At 55.4% G+C, this 16,799-nt stretch carries 14 protein-coding genes; 2 read left to right on the plus strand and 12 right to left on the minus strand.

The window, feature by feature from the left end; genetic code table 11:
* Positions 1–12 precede the first annotated feature (12 nt).
* The 3 genes from ACQUQF_RS17790 to ACQUQF_RS17800 form a co-directional block, all read right to left on the minus strand.
* Entirely contained in the window at positions 13–1,740 is a 1,728-nt protein-coding gene (locus tag ACQUQF_RS17790; protein ID WP_435180471.1) for a hypothetical protein, read from the minus strand.
* Positions 1,741–1,828: 88 nt separating this feature from the next.
* Positions 1,829–2,461, minus strand: a complete 633-nt coding sequence (locus ACQUQF_RS17795) for a hypothetical protein (RefSeq protein ID WP_435180473.1) — start codon at positions 2,459–2,461, stop codon at positions 1,829–1,831.
* A gap of 258 nt (positions 2,462–2,719) precedes the next feature.
* Positions 2,720–2,998, minus strand: coding sequence for a hypothetical protein (locus ACQUQF_RS17800; protein WP_435180475.1), 279 nt, complete (start codon positions 2,996–2,998; stop codon positions 2,720–2,722).
* Between the two features lie 154 nt (positions 2,999–3,152).
* On the opposite strand from ACQUQF_RS17800, the gene ACQUQF_RS17805 reads away from it, so the two are divergent.
* Positions 3,153–3,665, plus strand: coding sequence for a hypothetical protein (locus ACQUQF_RS17805; protein WP_435180476.1), 513 nt, complete (start codon positions 3,153–3,155; stop codon positions 3,663–3,665).
* Positions 3,666–3,734: 69 nt separating this feature from the next.
* Here the strand turns inward: ACQUQF_RS17805 and ACQUQF_RS17810 are convergent, their stop codons facing one another.
* Both ACQUQF_RS17810 and ACQUQF_RS17815 read right to left on the minus strand, forming a co-directional pair.
* The gene (locus ACQUQF_RS17810) at positions 3,735–4,667 is read right to left on the minus strand and encodes a metallophosphoesterase family protein (RefSeq protein ID WP_435180478.1); all 933 of its coding nucleotides are present in this window, start codon (positions 4,665–4,667) and stop codon (positions 3,735–3,737) included.
* A 56-nt stretch (positions 4,668–4,723) separates the two neighbouring features.
* A complete protein-coding gene (locus ACQUQF_RS17815) occupies positions 4,724–5,530 on the minus strand; it encodes a hypothetical protein (RefSeq protein WP_435180479.1) in 807 nt (268 codons plus the stop codon).
* Between the two features lie 205 nt (positions 5,531–5,735).
* Between ACQUQF_RS17815 and ACQUQF_RS17820 the strand changes: the two genes are divergently transcribed.
* Positions 5,736–6,428, plus strand: a complete 693-nt coding sequence (locus ACQUQF_RS17820) for a hypothetical protein (protein WP_435180480.1) — start codon at positions 5,736–5,738, stop codon at positions 6,426–6,428.
* A 338-nt stretch (positions 6,429–6,766) separates the two neighbouring features.
* On the opposite strand, the gene ACQUQF_RS17825 is transcribed toward ACQUQF_RS17820, so the two are convergent.
* The 7 genes from ACQUQF_RS17825 to ACQUQF_RS17855 all read right to left on the minus strand — a co-directional run bounded on the left by ACQUQF_RS17825 (position 6,767) and on the right by ACQUQF_RS17855 (position 16,761).
* Positions 6,767–7,108, minus strand: coding sequence for a hypothetical protein (locus tag ACQUQF_RS17825; protein WP_435180481.1), 342 nt, complete (start codon positions 7,106–7,108; stop codon positions 6,767–6,769).
* Positions 7,109–8,052: 944 nt separating this feature from the next.
* Positions 8,053–8,229 carry a hypothetical protein gene (locus tag ACQUQF_RS17830; RefSeq protein ID WP_435180482.1) on the minus strand — a complete coding sequence of 59 codons (177 nt, stop codon included), beginning with the start codon at positions 8,227–8,229 and terminating at the stop codon, positions 8,053–8,055.
* A 374-nt stretch (positions 8,230–8,603) separates the two neighbouring features.
* A complete protein-coding gene (locus ACQUQF_RS17835) occupies positions 8,604–11,054 on the minus strand; it encodes an Eco57I restriction-modification methylase domain-containing protein (RefSeq protein ID WP_435180483.1) in 2,451 nt (816 codons plus the stop codon).
* 74 nt (positions 11,055–11,128) lie between these two features.
* Entirely contained in the window at positions 11,129–11,443 is a 315-nt protein-coding gene (locus ACQUQF_RS17840) for a hypothetical protein (protein WP_435180484.1), read from the minus strand.
* A gap of 624 nt (positions 11,444–12,067) precedes the next feature.
* Complete coding sequence (locus ACQUQF_RS17845; RefSeq protein WP_435180485.1) at positions 12,068–14,359, minus strand: hypothetical protein; 2,292 nt, start codon at positions 14,357–14,359, stop codon at positions 12,068–12,070.
* 93 nt (positions 14,360–14,452) lie between these two features.
* Complete coding sequence (locus ACQUQF_RS17850; RefSeq protein ID WP_435180486.1) at positions 14,453–16,096, minus strand: ATP-binding protein; 1,644 nt, start codon at positions 16,094–16,096, stop codon at positions 14,453–14,455.
* Complete coding sequence (locus ACQUQF_RS17855) at positions 16,096–16,761, minus strand: hypothetical protein (RefSeq protein WP_435180487.1); 666 nt, start codon at positions 16,759–16,761, stop codon at positions 16,096–16,098. Before ACQUQF_RS17855 ends, ACQUQF_RS17850 begins: the two co-directional genes overlap by 1 nt.
* Between the last annotated feature and the right edge of the window lie 38 nt (positions 16,762–16,799).

Below are 16,799 nucleotides of genomic sequence, written 5' to 3' on the forward strand. Positions count from 1 at the left end.
CCACGGGCAGGTCTATGCAGTCCCATCGTTGCCGTACGGATCGGAGAGCGAGTCAACATGATACTTCCTTTGATCGGCATTGCCGGCGAGCGATACCGTCTCAAGATCACGGACGAGACCCTTGAACAGACGGTTGGAGTGGCTTCGATACATATTGTATCGGTGACGTCGGATTTGGGGATCATTCCTGTACGCTTCTTCACTCGCAGGTTCCTCTGAGAGCGGAGCCAACCGCCAGTACTCGATCAACCCCTCCGTCAACCGCGCTTCCTGTACTGGAGCACGTGATGGACAGATGACGATGTCCAGATCTATTGACTGCTCAGAAATGTCGTGTGTCACCGTCCATGTATCTGTATTCCCCTGCTGACGGAATCCAATTTGGTATTGAGGCATTCCGTTACTCGTGATTGTGAGTGATTTGACCGTGATTCGGTCGCAGGACTCAAAGTCCCGGATCGATTCCCATAGGGCCTGCTCTTGGATCGCCTGCTCCGCCATCTGATCCTTAACCGAGTGAAGAGCATCTGCATCATCACACCAGCCGACAACTATCTCGTGGACATCGTCAGGGAGCTCGGTATCTGAGCCTCCGCTGGTACTCTCCGAAGAGGTATCCTCTCTATTAGATTGGAGGAGCCCATCAATGAACAGATGCCCTCCACTAATTGTGGTCGGTTCGAGGTCAAACGCGTATTTTGTGTTTCGATGCGGCTGTACGTGGAAGGACACCGCAAGGGACTCCTGCAAATCGAACTCGCCGTCTGGATCGGCGTACTCCTCGGCGTTAAATGGAACCGTCTGATAGTCTAGCGTTTGTAGGCGGCCATATCCTACATCCTCATCAAACGAAAGGATGATGCCTTCCGTCGCCTCGTTTTGTTGGCCGTTCGTAGTGGCCTTGGCCACCTCTTTGATGTTTGAGACGAACTCGTCTGGAAGTCTCTCTGGAGCGCCGCCGGCAAGATTCCACGATGACGTTTCGGGGTGGTAGCCCGGAACCTCGTCACAAAACCAGACAACATCGGGGTAGACAAGTAGCGCGTCCCTCACGTCTACCTCTTGGATGTCACTGTCGTCGATTGCCACCCAGTCAACGCCTTCCGAAGAGACGTTGAACAGCTGTGTGAACCCATCGCCGGGGCAGATGGTAAATACCCAGTCACACGGATGATTGACCCATCGGAGGTCGGTGGCTGTCCATCTACGACCACCTGTACGGAATGAATACACCGGGTTCCCGCTGTCTGACATTCGGGCCTCTTCAACGGTAATCGGATGGTGCGGCCCGAGATGTCTGACCGATTTAATAGCGCCCTCACGATCAGCGGCTTTGTCAAGAAATGCGGCTGTCTCCTCCTTACCATGGTCACTATTCGGACTCCATTTCTCCAAAAACCCATGGACGTCTTTCGGGACATTCACCTTCTGAGAGTCAGTCCCACTGGTGAGGAATGTCTCGAGCTTATCCTGCTCTTTTCGGCTTAGCGAACTGGAGTCAATTTGGTTCGTCGTGACGTCCGTTGCCTCGACAGTTGTTCCGCTCCCTCCAGTATAGATATGTCCCTGCTTCCAGAGCGGTTTGATTAATTGCCAACTGACGCTGTCCTCATCTGTGTACCCCAAATCTGCGAGGAAGGACTCTGCAGCGGGAGTCGCTTGCAGAGTGATATACGAGCCATCGATGTTACTGTTAAGGTATATCCCGGAACCGTCAGCATAGTCGTGAATGACTGGCACTATCCTCCTCAAGCTATGACCACCGCATATACTTTTTGAGTAAGACAGAGGCTGGCGTTCTACACGGCTTGTCGCTAAGAGGCCACGGTCAGACGCGCTTGACGTTCTCACCTGTGTTCTCCTCAGCCGAGTCAGGATGGCGCGAACGCTCTCGCAGGAACCAAAACCCACCGACGAAAATACCGGCCACAACGAGGCCGCCGATCGACTGAAGCCACGTGTGGGCGCCGGCGAGCGGGCGACTGACCACCATCCCGAGAGCGATGAGAAGGAACGGGGTGAATCGCCGGTCGACTAACACCAAGTATCCCGCGGGTGTCGCTGCGTAGAGGACATGGCTTGAGAGAGCCCAGAATAGGGTAGTGAGGAGGTGGGGGACGGTGACCGCCACGAGTAGTAGCGAGAATGCCGACACGAGGTTCCCCCATCCTCTGAGATGCCAGATCAGCCAGATGACGAGAATGCCCACACCGAGGCCAAGACTTCCAGTAATGTCCGTTACCCACGTGGGCGGCGAGTTGAGCAAGGTTGGGCCTATCTTATAGATGACGAGTGCAACGACCCATCCGAGCGTGAGAACCCCGATTCGAATACCGAGACCGCGAACGCTTGACCCGGTCGTCTGCATCCATTCATAAAGGATGATGGCCACCGCACAGAGTAGAACGAAGTACTCCGGGGCGAACACTTCCGAATACGCGTGTGCTAGACTCTCTATCATTCATATCTAACGCCTTCATCTCCACAATAAGACATTTGCGATCTCGTCCATCCTATATCTAAACCGGTATGGATCGTGATTGCTTGCTTGAGGCTTCCGAGGAAATAGAGGAAGAATGGGAGGACACGAAACAGGAACCGAATATCTGCAGATTGTTGGAGACGGACTCGACTTCCCACCACTTCGGTTCGCTGCCAACAGCACCATTCACCCCGTAGTGCTGATAGGGAGCACTACTCCTGTGAGGGATTCGGAAGCTTAGCCGACTCTCGCCAGAGCGATGGCCTTGAGATGATTGTCACCCTTCTCTGAGATTTTTACCCGTACTTTCGTACCGGCGTGCAGTGACAACCCATTCGGGTAAATGAAGACCGAAACATCGTTATGCCGCGCAAAGGCCTCGCGCCCGTTATTCTCACCCGGGCTCTCAAGTATGATGAGGTTGAGTGATTCTCCGATTGTGTATCGCTCATTCAGGTCGTTTTCGAGGGCCTCTTCGTGCGCTTCTTCCTTCGTGCACGGGTAGTGAGTGTTCATGATTGGGTACGGTCGTGTTCGCTTTGTCTCGGACGCGGGGGGTACAGGCTTTGTAAGCCATACAAACTGGCCTTCTCGGGGTTTGCGGGTTTTTCTGGCCCCAATTATTAACAGATGAGTAAACCACTTAAACGAGTTACTAGAAGTAACCTACATGGGCGATGAAGGCACGTCTCCGAAATGGGTTTCCTACTCATCTGAAGATCCGCCCACTGATGAGATCAGCTATGCAGAAGCCTCTGAGTACCAACAGACCGAGTTCGGATCGCTCTTCGATAGGGACGATTCCTCGCCTCGGGCTCGCCGACTAAATCGACGCGAGGGGTGGAGTCCGACTGATGGCGATAAGCATCGGTTCGCCGATGCACTCGCGTCATCTCTTGAACTTCCAGATTCTCAGAAGAAGGAGATTTGCGCCATTATGCGGGAATTAAATCTTTCTGCGTTTGGTAGCCAGCGTGAGATTGAGACGGTTACCCTAGGGGTTATTGCAGTCGTAGTGAACTATGACCGCTTTCAACGTCAAGAGAACCCGAATGCCACGCGTATTGTCGAGACCACACGGTTTAGGGAATTGATGAGGGATCTTTCTATCGACTACTCGGATATTGGAACGGCAAAACGAATCGTGAAACAGGAACTTGCCGAAATAGACTACTTCAAGTAGTCGCTTTTCCTTCCAGTTCACCACTATGTTGTGGTTTTATTTTGAGGGTTGGCCCTGCTAGTGGGATAATCACCACGACCGCGGTACGAGCCTCGTGGGATGACCGTCAGACGGCTGTAGTGGATCGTGTGGGCCGGGTTGCTCCAGTAACGCGTTGATGTAGCCCCGGAACTGCTCTTCGAATTGGTCGGAGCCATCAAGGAGCGAAAGTGCTTGGGTCATAAGGTCGGTTGCATCGATGGCCTCCTCGCCCGGGTCGTCGACGTGGAGTGTGTATGCTGCCCACGCCACGTCCCGCAACGACTCTGCCTCACCGAACTTACAGAGGCGACAGCCGAACTTTGCCGGCTGGTACTGCGTCCCGACCCAGTTGTGGTCGGGACACTCGACGGCCTTCCACGGCTCATCAATGCCGTAACACTCTACGTCGAGAGAACTATCGTCAACCGTGACGATAAAATAGGCTCCCAAGTAGCCTTTCCGCACGTTCTTGAGGTGAGCCGCATTGAGTGCCCGGCCACGATGCCATCCACGGTGGGTGTGGCCACAGAAGTAGGCCCGGCCCTCGAACTTGTAGAAAGGCGTGGGGAACTGGCCGTGCGTGACCAGCACATCGCCGGCAGTGACGGCGTCTGGATCAGCCGTAAACCGCTGACCGGCGACTTTAACGGAGTCGCCCGAGGGGAGATGAGTACCGGGTGACAGCTCGTATCGGTCGGTGACGTGGCTGTCACCACCACGTTCGCTGTCCCGATTACCGTAGATGTAGACTAGTTCGCCACGCTCCGCCAGCGTCTCGAACAGCGGCTCAAGACTGCGGAGTTGGTCGGCCGCCGTGTCAACTCCGCGGTGGTAGGCGTCCGTGATGTCGCCCGTGTGGATGACGAAGTCGAACTTCTCGCCGGCCGTTTCTTCAACGACGGTTTTGAGTGACTCCGCATCGCCGTGGTTGTCGCCGACCACAAGGAACCGCTGTTTAGACCCCTCATGCTCGAAGCCCATAGACGGTACATTACGGACGAACTACTTAGTATTGTTATTATCCCGAATAGTCCTCGTCAATCCGGTGGCTCGACTTCGTGAATTCGGAGAGAATACTGATCTGGCAATTCCTCGATGAGCATCCGGATTTTTAATACACGCTCGTCTCGGGCGAGTTGTTCCATCGCCGCGACCTGTGTCCGCTCAAAGGACGCGTTCCCAGTTTTGATTTCGCAGTAGTACCGCTCCACCACAGGGCCATCCCATCCGTCTTTCGCAATAATCTTGCAATCCGGGATCCAATTCTTCTGATTCTCGCCAAGGTCATCGCTCATCGAGATGAGTCTACCGGGTTGGACGTCAACGTTCAGTTTCTCCTCCAGCTTGACGTCATCGAGATCCTGCCGAACGAAGTAGTGAAGCGCGTGGGCTTTAGGCGATTCGACTAAGATTGCCTCGCCGAGTACGCCGTAGAGGTTCGCACCGACGTCGAACGTCCATGTATCTCCCTCGACGGTGGCTGGCTCCTTGATTGACGGATTATGGTCGGCGAGGAGGTACGCGTCGACATCGCTAGGATCGTTCTCTGGGGCGGCTTGAATGCGGAGTCCGCCCCCTGAAGCCGACAACTGGCGGGCGTAGTTCTCGGCGTGTTCCCGCGAACCGAACTCAAGCGTCCGACCGTGGGTTTCGACCGTCTCAACAAGGTTACCGTTCACGTCGAGGGCCCCCGACTTCGCCTCGACAACGAACCCTGTCTCTTCTCCCGGCTCGATCGATTCGGCGGCAGGATCGTCATCATCGACCTTGCTCTCCGCCGGCTGTTCGACGAGACCCCCGTCTTTGAACCGCAGTTGGAACGTATCCCGTTCGTCCTCACTCATCAAGTCGACCTCCTATATTGTTTGAATTCCGTCATCGTCTTGACTCGGCGGAGGGCCCACTTGACGTCGTCGTCGAATCCATTCGGGTCAATCCAGTCGCTCATCGGGGCCTCCTCAGTTTGGTACTCATGTTCGACATCCCGGCTGTGGGGTACATGATGGATTGGGTGGATTTTAATTATCTGGTATCTGTGAGTTAGGGGCAATGAGCCCCATCCAGCATCTGATCGACGAGTATGCAGACGAGAGCGATTACGCGGCAAAGGCGGAGAAGTTCTTGAACCTCGACCGGTGGACGGGCGACGATCCCCTGCTATTGTTGGCGGACGCCGCAGGGACGACGACCGGCCAGAACTATTTCAACCACGTGATGCCCGCTGTCGAGCGGTTCCACGAGGAGTTTCTCGAATCTGGTCGCATAGACTCGCTAGAGTCCCTTTCAAGGCTTGACCACGACGACGAGGACTTGGTTGAGATATTCGAGGCGAAGCGCAAGCGTCGTGTCCTCATCGACGGAGCGGGAGTCATCGCCGACGTTAGTGGAAGTGATGACCTAGACCGACTCCAGCAGTGGGCTCGTGATGCTGATCCCTACAATTACACTACTGACCCGTTTGGGAGTATCAACGGTGTTGGACTGCGGACGTTCCAGTACCTTCGAATGAATGCCGGCATCGACACCGTCAAGCCGGACATTCAGGTCAGGCGGTTCGTTGAGGCCATCGCGGACGTCATCGAGTCTCCGCATCTTGATGCCTCGAGTGATCAGGCTGTCTTGGAAAGCTGTGAGTGGATTTCCGCCGAGACCGGGTACCGACTGATCGAACTGGATCAAATTGCGTGGTGGCGGTTTGCCGATGCAAATGAACGACACGCCGCGGAGGAGTTTGAAGAGTAACTAATCGGCGCTAGCCCGTTATTTGTCCTGTAGTGAGGAGGTGTCATTTGCAGTTGTTGGTAGCAGGTTTCTTTATTCAGAGTTGTCCGCGTAACCGTCGCTCAATACAGAGCGTGTATCTTACATAAGCGTCTCTAATATGCTGTAAGTGACATAAACTCGTGCTGAATAGAGGGCGTGTATCGGTCACGAGACTCGCTCTGCTTAGGCGTTACATCCAGTATGTAGACATACAGATTGAATACTGATATTATGTGATGTGCTAATTTCCAGATTCACGAGACAACATTATTGATAATTAACAATAAACTAAGATGTATTAATCATAGAAAAATTTTCTACCGGAATTCTTTGAGTCGTTGTTGGTCTTCTTTAGACATTCCGCTTGGGTCAATAGATTCCAAATAGGCGGTGACCTCGGGACGGTTCAGCAACGCTTCCTTAGCCGACTCGCGCAAAGTCGTCTTGAAAGCGTCCCTCCCATAGAGGACATACCCCCATGCCTCAAGTTCTCGACCGGGTGTTAGCCGATAATACCCGCCATTATCATAGTCCAACAGGTTGAGCTCGTTCCTGAACTTCGATAGAGTGCTACTGACGGTATTCTCGTTCTGACCAAAACAATCTGCTATTTCAGTATAATGGCGGAACTCGCGGCGTTGTAATAGCAGGGCTAGCATTACTTTCTGGCTTTCATTTGGTGGGGCATCTGTCCTGTGCGTCATACAAATAACGGGAATGGTTTGACATTTATTGTAATGAGCTAGATACTGGCTATATAAGCGATCCCTATATACAAATTTGCACACCAGCCTAACGACTGCCCCGCCACTGAAGACGTGAAACGAATAGCGATCTCTTGCTAAATGCAACCTCTGTAGTCAACATGCCCACGACAATATTACCGGTATCTAACGGGAACTTTCCATGCTCGATTCGCGCCGCGGATTGCGCAAAAACTACCGATCAGTTATAAGCTATAGAGTGAATAAAAACCGTATTACCAACAACTGTTTGGCCCGGGATCGGCAGTTCTCGGATGATTAAGGCTACTGTTTACCCCTTGCACGTGAACAACCCTGCAAGACGATAGTGGTCAAATGGGTCACCAACCTACCTCCGACATCTTGGGTCTGCAACTCCTCCGAGTCAATTCTACCACGCACGGCCCTAGGCCGCCTATTGCAGATCTTTAACTCGATGGAGTACAGTCTACCCATTAGACCACGCTACCAATGCCGACAACGGCGCGCACGCGCGATGGTTTGGTCACCAACCCATTTGCGCGCGAGAGGAAGCCAAGGGGCGGATTTGAACCGGTTTGCCGGGTTTGCGGCTCCACCCCGGTCTGCGGAGATCGGGCAGTAGAGATCCGCTACACGGGGCTGTCGAGTCCTTCCCAAATCGGGCCTGCAGAGCCGCCTACCGCCGGTTCAAATCCGGCCCTTGGCTCTAGCACGATACCCTAAAGCCCAAGACGACCTTGTCTTGGGCTCTACCGCTTTTCCACAGCCACATCTATAGATACTGATAGAAGCAACTGGTACCGAGCGGACGGTACTCGATTGGGTTCCAGTGAAGGGTTCCTGTTCATCCCTCTCGGTTCTCCATCTTGATCCCGCCATTACGGGTAGAGGTTTTCCTCCATCTCTTCAAAGACGCCCTGCCACTGCTCGGGCATATCATCGGTGTCGTACACTCCCTTATTCGCCAGCTGCAAGAGCCGGACGGCTTCGTCGTCGGTGAGGTTCTGAAGATCCAACTCCTCCACGGTCTTCTCGCGCGCTTGTTCGGTACTCATCGGTCGGTCGCGTCGGATTGCCCCATAGAAATGGAACCAGAACATAAGATTCCCTTCTGGAGGGACAGATGGTGGGTGGTTGGACTGAAGTCGGTCAGGGAATAATGGAACCGCCGGGATCGCCGAGAGAACTCTGAGGAACGACCGTCGAAACATGCCGTCGACAAAGCGACTTCGCTCCTAAAATCTATCCTCGTCCTGAGTACATTCCTATGTACGTACTCAAGTACATGCATGGGTACACGAGTGAGTATTCACGTAACGCTGTACACTCTTCATCTAGTGTCGCAGGGTGTTCGTTGGCAATTTCTCGTCAACCCGTTCGACGAGAACGTCGACATCTCGGTGGAACGCGCTCAACTGTAGATGGAGATTTACATTGCCTGTTGGAGCAGACTATCGAGACGATCCAATACGGGTTCACAACCATCGTCATCTCTGGCAGTCTCACGCAACTCATCAAATAGGTCGGCCAGAGCTGTCACCATTGACTCGTCCAGCGATCTCGGATCGAGAACAGGGAGTTCTTTGAGCACGCTGATTCTGAGTTTCTCATAGCCGCCCTGCTGTGTTTGCGTCTGTGTCTGAATCACCTGCTGCCCCACGTTACTATTTAAGTACGCGAGCAACGCCTTCAGCTCCGTCTCGTCGAGGTTCACGTCGTAGAACCCACGGAAGTTGTGTATGTTCCTCGCCGTCGTCTCGTTGAGGACGAAGGTGAATCCGTCTCGACCTGCGTCTTGCACCAGAACCAGAGGCGAGGCTTGTCGACGAGGTCGATACCAGTACGGACGGTTTTCGATTACGTTTGCCCCGAGTGAGTTGTCCCGGTAGACACTATCCTGTAGATACGAAACGATCTTCGGCATCTCACCGTCGCTGTTCCTCGGGAGCGAGTCAGGGTGGAACAGTACTTGGTCTTGGAAGTCCCGTCGTGACTTCGGGACATCTGGTAGTTCGTCTGGGTCTAATAGCCAAACCTCCTCCCCAGTATCTCGTAATTCCTCCCAGTCTTCCTCACGGAAGTCGTATCCGTCGACGAGCTTCGGTTGACGAATGAGTCGAGACAAGTGCTTCTCGGAGATCCCGGACTCCTCGACTTCGTCCTGAGTCAGGCAGAAAAACGTCACATCGCCGGTAGACCTCCCCCGGTGGATCGTGACGAACTCGCCGAGCGGCGTGAGTCCGCTTGTATCGATGTCGGAGGGATCGAATAGTGCTGCCCAGTTTTCCCTGGGGGCGAGGTCTGCTTGCGGCACGTGATTGATGAAGCCCCAATCGGTCTCGCCCTGGTCACCGTTCCGGACTGCGTCACGAAGCGTATTCGAATCGATGGACTCGTCCACGCGAATGAAGCGTGTCTTACCCGTGTTACCACCGGAATCTACTTCTAAGAAGCAAACGAGTGCGGTGACTTGGGCGTCCTGGAAGACCGACTCGCCTTCTGGGTCGAACTGAACGAGCGCGGTGATGGAAAACTCATCCAGTAGGAACTGTTTGAGTGAGTCACCGTAGGCCGTCGTGAGGAAGCTGTCCGGCGTGAGGAACGCCGCACGGTCACCCGAAGACAGGAACGACCGACTGTGGTACAGGAAGTACGTGTAGAGTGGTGATCGCGCACTGACGTCGATTCCTGTCGATTGCTCTATGTCGCCGTTGATCTGTTCTTTGTATTCCTTCGGGAGCGCGTCCCCGCTCGTATATGGGGGGTTACACACGATCCCGCCGATGTCGTGTTGCAGTTCGTCTGGATCAAGATTGAGGAAGTCGTGTGTTCGCGGCGTATTCAGCTGTCCACCCAACGTGAGTGCTGTCGCGCCCATAACCCGAGCGAGGGGGCTACGTTCGATCCCGTCGACGTGCCCGTGATCAGTGTTCAGACGCCAGCGCGGGTGAAACGCGCTGGATAGTACGCCCGCCCCCATTCCAGGGTCGAGAAGGTGGTCGACATCGCGGTTAGCCCAGGACTTCATCGTCGCTGCAATTTCCGGCGGTGTCCGAAACTGCCCGAGTGACTGCCGGTACTCGCTCGGTGTTAGCTCCGCGTAGAGCTTCCCAATATCTTCCGTTGGCTGGGGTGAGAAGAGCAATCGAGCCCGGTGAGCCAACGCAGATTCCAGGGCGTCCTCATCAGCCAGCTCCGCGACGTGGTCAAGAACGAACTGATCGAACACTCCGTCTCCTGTCTGCTTCCGTGCGTTGTGAAACGCCTGTTGTACCGCATGGGAGAGTGGCGGAATGACGCCGCAACACCGGTACCATTCGTACACCGTCGCTTTTAGCAGAACACTCAGGACGGCATGACGCGTAACAGTTCTCTGTACCTCCACTGTTTCTATCGACCCGATCCCGTGCAGTTCGCACCACTCCTGGAGTTGCTTGTGGAGCGACTCGGACAATTTCGTGTCGAATGCTGGAGTGATGGTGCCTGCTGCCCGTCGAATGTCCTCGATGAGTTCATCCGTGACGACGGGCGCGAATGTTTGAGAGGCTGAGTCCCACTCGTAGCTGAGTCGGTCGAGTACACGCTCGGTCACTCGGTCCTTTACTGCGGGTTTCCACACCTCGATTCCAACGCCAGCAGCAGTCTGGTACAGCTCTCGCTTCGAGAACGGTGCTGGAATCTCGTGCCGATCACCTGTCAACTTCTGGATGACGGCGTCTACCTGTTCACGCCGCCGTGCGTCCAACCCTACTGGGGTAACCGGTGATCGGTCTCCCCCACCACCCGTCGCCAGAGACGGGACAGGGGTCTGCGGATACGGACGAGCGTTATCACTCGTTCCCCGGCGGTGGAGCCGCTTGATCTCTTCTAGATCCCTCATATTCCTCGCTGCGGGCACGATCCGCAGTACGCCAGCCACTCAGAGAGGAGTGGTTTCCGAGGCAGTCGCTGGAACTACGTTTCGATCAAGTGACCGAATTCCTCGACGACGATCTCACCGTCAATGCCGCGTTCTTCGCACCAGTCTAGCGCTGCTTGCTCATCGAGAAGTTCGATCTCTGCACTGCCCGTCGTGCCGCCTCCGCTACACGGCTTGGCGTATTGGGTTGCCGCGCCGCCCTCACAGTGAAGGAAGTACTCCCCCCCAGAGGTCTCGTATAGCGTTTCGATGAGGTAGTAGAGGTCACTCCGATCCGCGTTGGGGGCATACTGGGCTATTTGTTCAGCTCGGTCCGTGTCGTACAGTTTCCGGTCGATGACTCGCTGCATTGCAAACCGGGAAATTATCTGGTCGTATTAAAGGGTTAGCCCTGAGAACCTCGCTATTTCTAACGCTACAGGTCGTTAGAAGCCAAAATCCGTACTCACAGCACGACCGACCGACTCACAGCACGACCATATTGGGCAAAAAGGTATCAGACCTCACCAGACAGGGAGCAGAAAGTAGACCGCGACATGGACTCTCCAGAACCGCTTGACATGGCTATGACTCACCGAACATCTACGAGAGAGTAACCAATCACCCACGCACGTCCAGTACATTATACCCAGTTGCAGTCATCGGAACAGCAATCCACCCAGCCCCAGATTATTGATAGGTTTTCTGGACACCCCCCGTGTTGACAGCAAGAAACACCGCCTAATATGGCCTATACCCGCCGAAAAATTCTGGACACACCCCGCTACCAATTCGGGTGCGATCTGTGATACTATTCGAGTGGTGAGCGTCACATGCTTTCAGCAAGCGAAATTCGTCGCCATTCAACTCACTCACCCTGGTGGGCTGGCGACACACTGCTATTGGGTAACCAACGCGGCTTGTTTACCGGAGTGAAAGAGTATGTTAGGCACATTCAGCCCTCCTGCTCATAGTGGTGAAGTGTGGGCCGTGGGTCAGCTGCCGAGTAGCCGTCGGAAGAATCCAGGCGAGTCTGTTTCTTCAGGAGTTGCGTCAGATTCCGCCGGCTGGTCGGTAGTCTCACCATTTTCTGCGGGTCCGTTGAGTAGTTCGTCTACCGAGTAGCCGACCCACTCGGCAAATTCCTTCGGTGCACCGATGTAGACACTCGTCCCAGATTTATCGGACATGAACCGCTTGTCCAGTCGTTTCTCGTAGTCGTAGACTTCCCAATCCTCGCGGTCAAAGTCAGCGTTCATCCCATCGGGTTCCGATTCGAACTCGACACGGCCTCCCTGGATGTCGCGCTGCCATTTGAGCCGCCCTGTATCGTACATCTGTTCCGCTGGCTCATTAGCAGGGAAATACTCCGGTGGTTCTCGGTCAGCCTCCTCGTAGAAGTCACAGAAGATCTGGCGGACGTCTTCCACGGTGCCATTGCCTTCGGTCCACGGCTGCTCTGCTAGCATCCGGCGAGCCACGTAGCTGAATATCGGATTTTCTCGCTCTAACACTTCTGCGAGATCGTCTTGCGCCTCATGGAACCCCGGGTCTTCTGGATTCGAAGGGAACGACACGTCCATACTGAGGATCTTCATTCGGTTCCGGAACTCCGATTTCGGAAGCGAATCGTTAGTCGTGAAAATCAGACACGGCTGATCGACACTGGTCGGCGTCCAATCACCCCAGTAGTTTCGGATTGGGCTCCACCCTTCGATCTTGCCTTTCTCCGCGTCGATGATCGCATACGGGAAACAGGTGTCCCACTCCCGAACTCCGCGAATCTCATCAACACCCACGTCGTCTGCATCAACTCCAGAAATGACTGTGTTGTCCGAAACCAGGCGGAGGATGTATTCCGTGAGTTTATCCTTTCCGGCGTCGCTGTTCCCTTCGATGTACAGGTGCTGTAGGACGTTGTCGAGGGTCCGCGACGGGGACGAGAGTGCCTCAGCGTACTGGTTGGCGAACGGGGCCCAGAAGCCGTAGAGGAACGCTTCGTACATCTGAGCCATTACGGCGGTCGGTGTCTGGGTGTACCCGTGGTTTTTGACGGTCTCGACGTAGGACTCAATGGTATCGAGGCAATGGTCCAGAACCTCGGGAGTCGGTGGATCCGTAGCGACTAAAATCAGGTCCTCATCATCGCCGATGATGACCTGTTCGGCTTCGGGGACGACGGACATGGTGGGGATCTCTGTTGATTCCCGAACTTGGTTGTTGTAGGCGCTCAGCGGAGCTGTGATACTGTGATCCTCGACAGTCGCGCCGCGGGAACGGAGAGTAGAGCTGAACTCGTCGGCGACATCCCTGTCTACTTTACTAGTCCCCATTCGAATTTTCTTCTCTGGCGTCCGAACTCGGGGCCGGTCTAACGTCTCGGTGAGGGCCGTTTCGTTGTCTGACTCGACAAGCCCCACATCCGGTGATTCCTCGCTATCACCCTCTGTTTCCGAAGGTTCGTTCGGATCGGTGTCATCGTCGTCACCTGACCCATCTGGTTTGACGACCGTCCGGTCGGCTTTCTCCGGCTCATCGATGAATGCAACTGATTCATCCGCTTCCTCAGGGTCATCGACTGCTGCCGTTACTCGATCTGCGATCTCCTTCAGATCCTCCGTCGCATCTTGGTTGAGCGCGGCCGTATCGCTCACGTCTAAATCTCCAGATCCGACCCAGTACTCGATGCGGTTTTCGCGCTCTTCGGGAGTGTCTGCGTCTTCGATGGCTTCGACCAGCCCTTCAAGAAGCGTCTGGCTGCTGTATCGTTCTCGGTACTCGTCGATAAACGCTGCAAACTCCTCATCGAGCTCCGTCCCGACTTCGGTAGTGATGACCGAGATCTGGTTCGTGTGGTACTCCCACGAGTTAACGGATAGGTTCGCGGACCCATGAACGAGCTTCACCGTATCGTCCGGCATGACGATACGGTACATTTTCGAGTGGACGATCTTTCGGTTCTTCAGTCGAACAGTCAGCCGGTCGTCCTGCCGGAGCTGAACGAGTGACCGCGCGGTTGAGACATCGTTGACCTGATTGGCGTAGTCGTTGGCATTCCCGACCAGCACATCGAGTGAATCGATGTCATACTCGGTCAGCATCCGGACCATCAGTTCCGGCGTCTCAGCGTACGTCACCGCATCTACGTGGCGGGCCCCCTCGAACAGGTCGAGAAAGTCCTCACGCTTTTTCACCATCACCAACCGATACCCCGCCTCACCGGAACCGTAGAATTCCGGCATGTCCGCGAACTTGTCAAACGAAATGTTTGCTGTTATCTCATCCATAGTTCTGCCTTCGTTTACCCGATTAGTGGAATTCCCGCGGAGTCAAGACGGTAGTCACGCTCCACAACGACCGTCTCGAACCGCCGCCCTCGCTTAATCAAGGCTCTGGACCCCCGTTGAATCTCCTTCACCGAAGTCTGCGGACTCCGATTGAGTTGGTTCCCGCTGGCGCTGATCGTACGCCTCACGCCAAGCCTCGATGACATCCGGACTCTCTGCCCCGTGCTCCGTACGCCGACGTCGAACTTGAATCAGCGCTGGCGTGTTCATCGCATCACCAGAAACCACCGCTTGTCCGGGCGTCAGGCCGGGTAACTCACGGAGTACATCTTCACCTGCAGCTTCGACAGAGTTCTTGATCGCGTCTTGGTCGTTCGGGTTCTTGATTTGCATCGAGATCTGGGTGCCACATTGCGACAGCACGTCCTGGTCGATCTTTGAAGGACGTTGACTGATGATGCCCAGTCCGAACCCGAACTTACGGCCCTCGGATGTGATTGTGCGCATAATATCGAGTGACGGTGCGTCACCGGAAGCCGGTGCGAACCGATGCCCTTCTTCGAACAGCGCAAAGATCGGGTGTCCGATTTCAGAGTCCCTGTCTCGCACGGCATCGAGTCGTTCTCGATACATCCGTCGCAACAGGACAGTCGTGATGAGTTGCTGGTTCCATCGATCCAGCGTATCCATCTGCAGGACGGTACACTGACCAGGATCCACGATTTCGTCCAGCGGGACGTTGTCTTCAGGGTGGAACAGATCGTTCCGCTCTATCGACCGGCGGAGACGCCACTCTAAGGCCCCGACACTCGCGTCGTCATCCCCGTATCTCGCTTCCATTTCATTGATGAGTTCATCGACGCCCCACGTTCGGCTTTCGCGCCGCTGCATCGCACGCCATGCCGTCGACAGTCGCTCTTGCATCCGATTGCTCGGATTGTCCAAGACGGCCATAACGTCGCCAATGTCCAATTCGGAAATGCGAACGCGAAGCCGCTCGGGATCGTAGTACACGACGTCCGGGTCGTACCCATCCTCTCCTTGGAATGCGTCGTGTCCCTGTATGTCCGCGAGGCTGTCGTACTCGCCGTGCGGGTCGAACACGAGGAGAGATGCGCGGGAACCGGGCCGCATCATCTCCTCGATGAGTACGGATGCTGTGTACGATTTCCCGCTGCCGGTGGATGCGAGGATCGCCAGGTGCGTTGAGGCGAATTCCTTGATTGGAATGTGGATGTTCGTCGCTTCGGACGGCCGATTCAATAACCACCCCAGGTGTGCAGTTCCGTCCAGCTCCGTCACGTCTGCGCTGTCCGTCTCGCACCCGAGGTTCGGTAGGACTGTTTCGAGCTGCTGATCCGGCGCAATCGACAACGGCGTTCCCGGAGATGGGAGCTGTCGCGGATTGGCGAACGTGGTCATATCGGTGTCGTAGTACCCGATGACCGTCGCCGTCAGCCGGTACAATTCGGTGTCGTCGGTCGGTACTCCGAGCGTTGCTGCGACGGTATCTGGACCAACTTCCGGATCTGCGAGGAAACCGTCGGGAAGTCCGCGAATCAATTCGCGGTTCGTCACGCGGGCAAACACAGACCGGTTCTCTCCATCGACGGAGACAGTGTAGGTGATGAACTCCCCGGTCTTGATTGACTTGTCCGCAGGGGTGACGAAGACGAACTCATTCGGGTCTTCTCCAGGTCCGGCGACGGTTCCGACGACCGATTGCTTCCCGGACATCAGACAACCCCCCGACGCTCGTGCGCCTGCCACTCGATGTTTTGCTCCACTACGTCCAGTACCCGTTGGTTCGGGTCGTTCTCAGGGAGCATCCGTCGGAGCCGGTCGATCAGTGCGACGATGACTTCAGCACCGAGGTCACCCGCGATGTCGATGAGTCGGTCGAGGTAAGCCAGCTGGATCTGTCCGTCGACAGTGTGGAAGGAGACGGTCACCTCATCCGGACAGTGGTAGACCGTGTCGTCTACCTCTAGCGTCCATCGCGGCATCCGATGCGTTGGATCCGCAATCGTCCGATCATCGGTCACGACCGCCGTACCGAGGAGCGCCACGCCGGCGAGTGTCGTTCGTTCCTCGATGTATCCGGGCGTGAACTGTGCTTGGTCGTCTTGGGCTAGCCGCGGGCCAGTGCGGCCTTGGTCAGGGTCGACGAGCTTCGTGTCGTAGATCACGCCCATAACCGCGTGCTCCGTGCCGTCGATGACTTTCTTGATGAAGACGGGTTGCCCGAACTCCCGCTCGTGGAGCTCTGGCGGGCGGTCACAGTCTCGCTCTTTGAAGATCTCGACAACGTAGTCGAGATGGCTGTTCGAGGAAACGATGCTCCCAATCCGGACACATGAGTCGAGATCCGGGGTGTCGAGTTCTGTTGCTGATTCTGTCATAGGTTTACCTCGGTGGTGCTTCGGAGTAGTCGAGTGAG

This window comes from Halorussus sp. AFM4, from assembly GCF_051194995.1.
GTDB lineage: Archaea > Halobacteriota > Halobacteria > Halobacteriales > Haladaptataceae > Halorussus.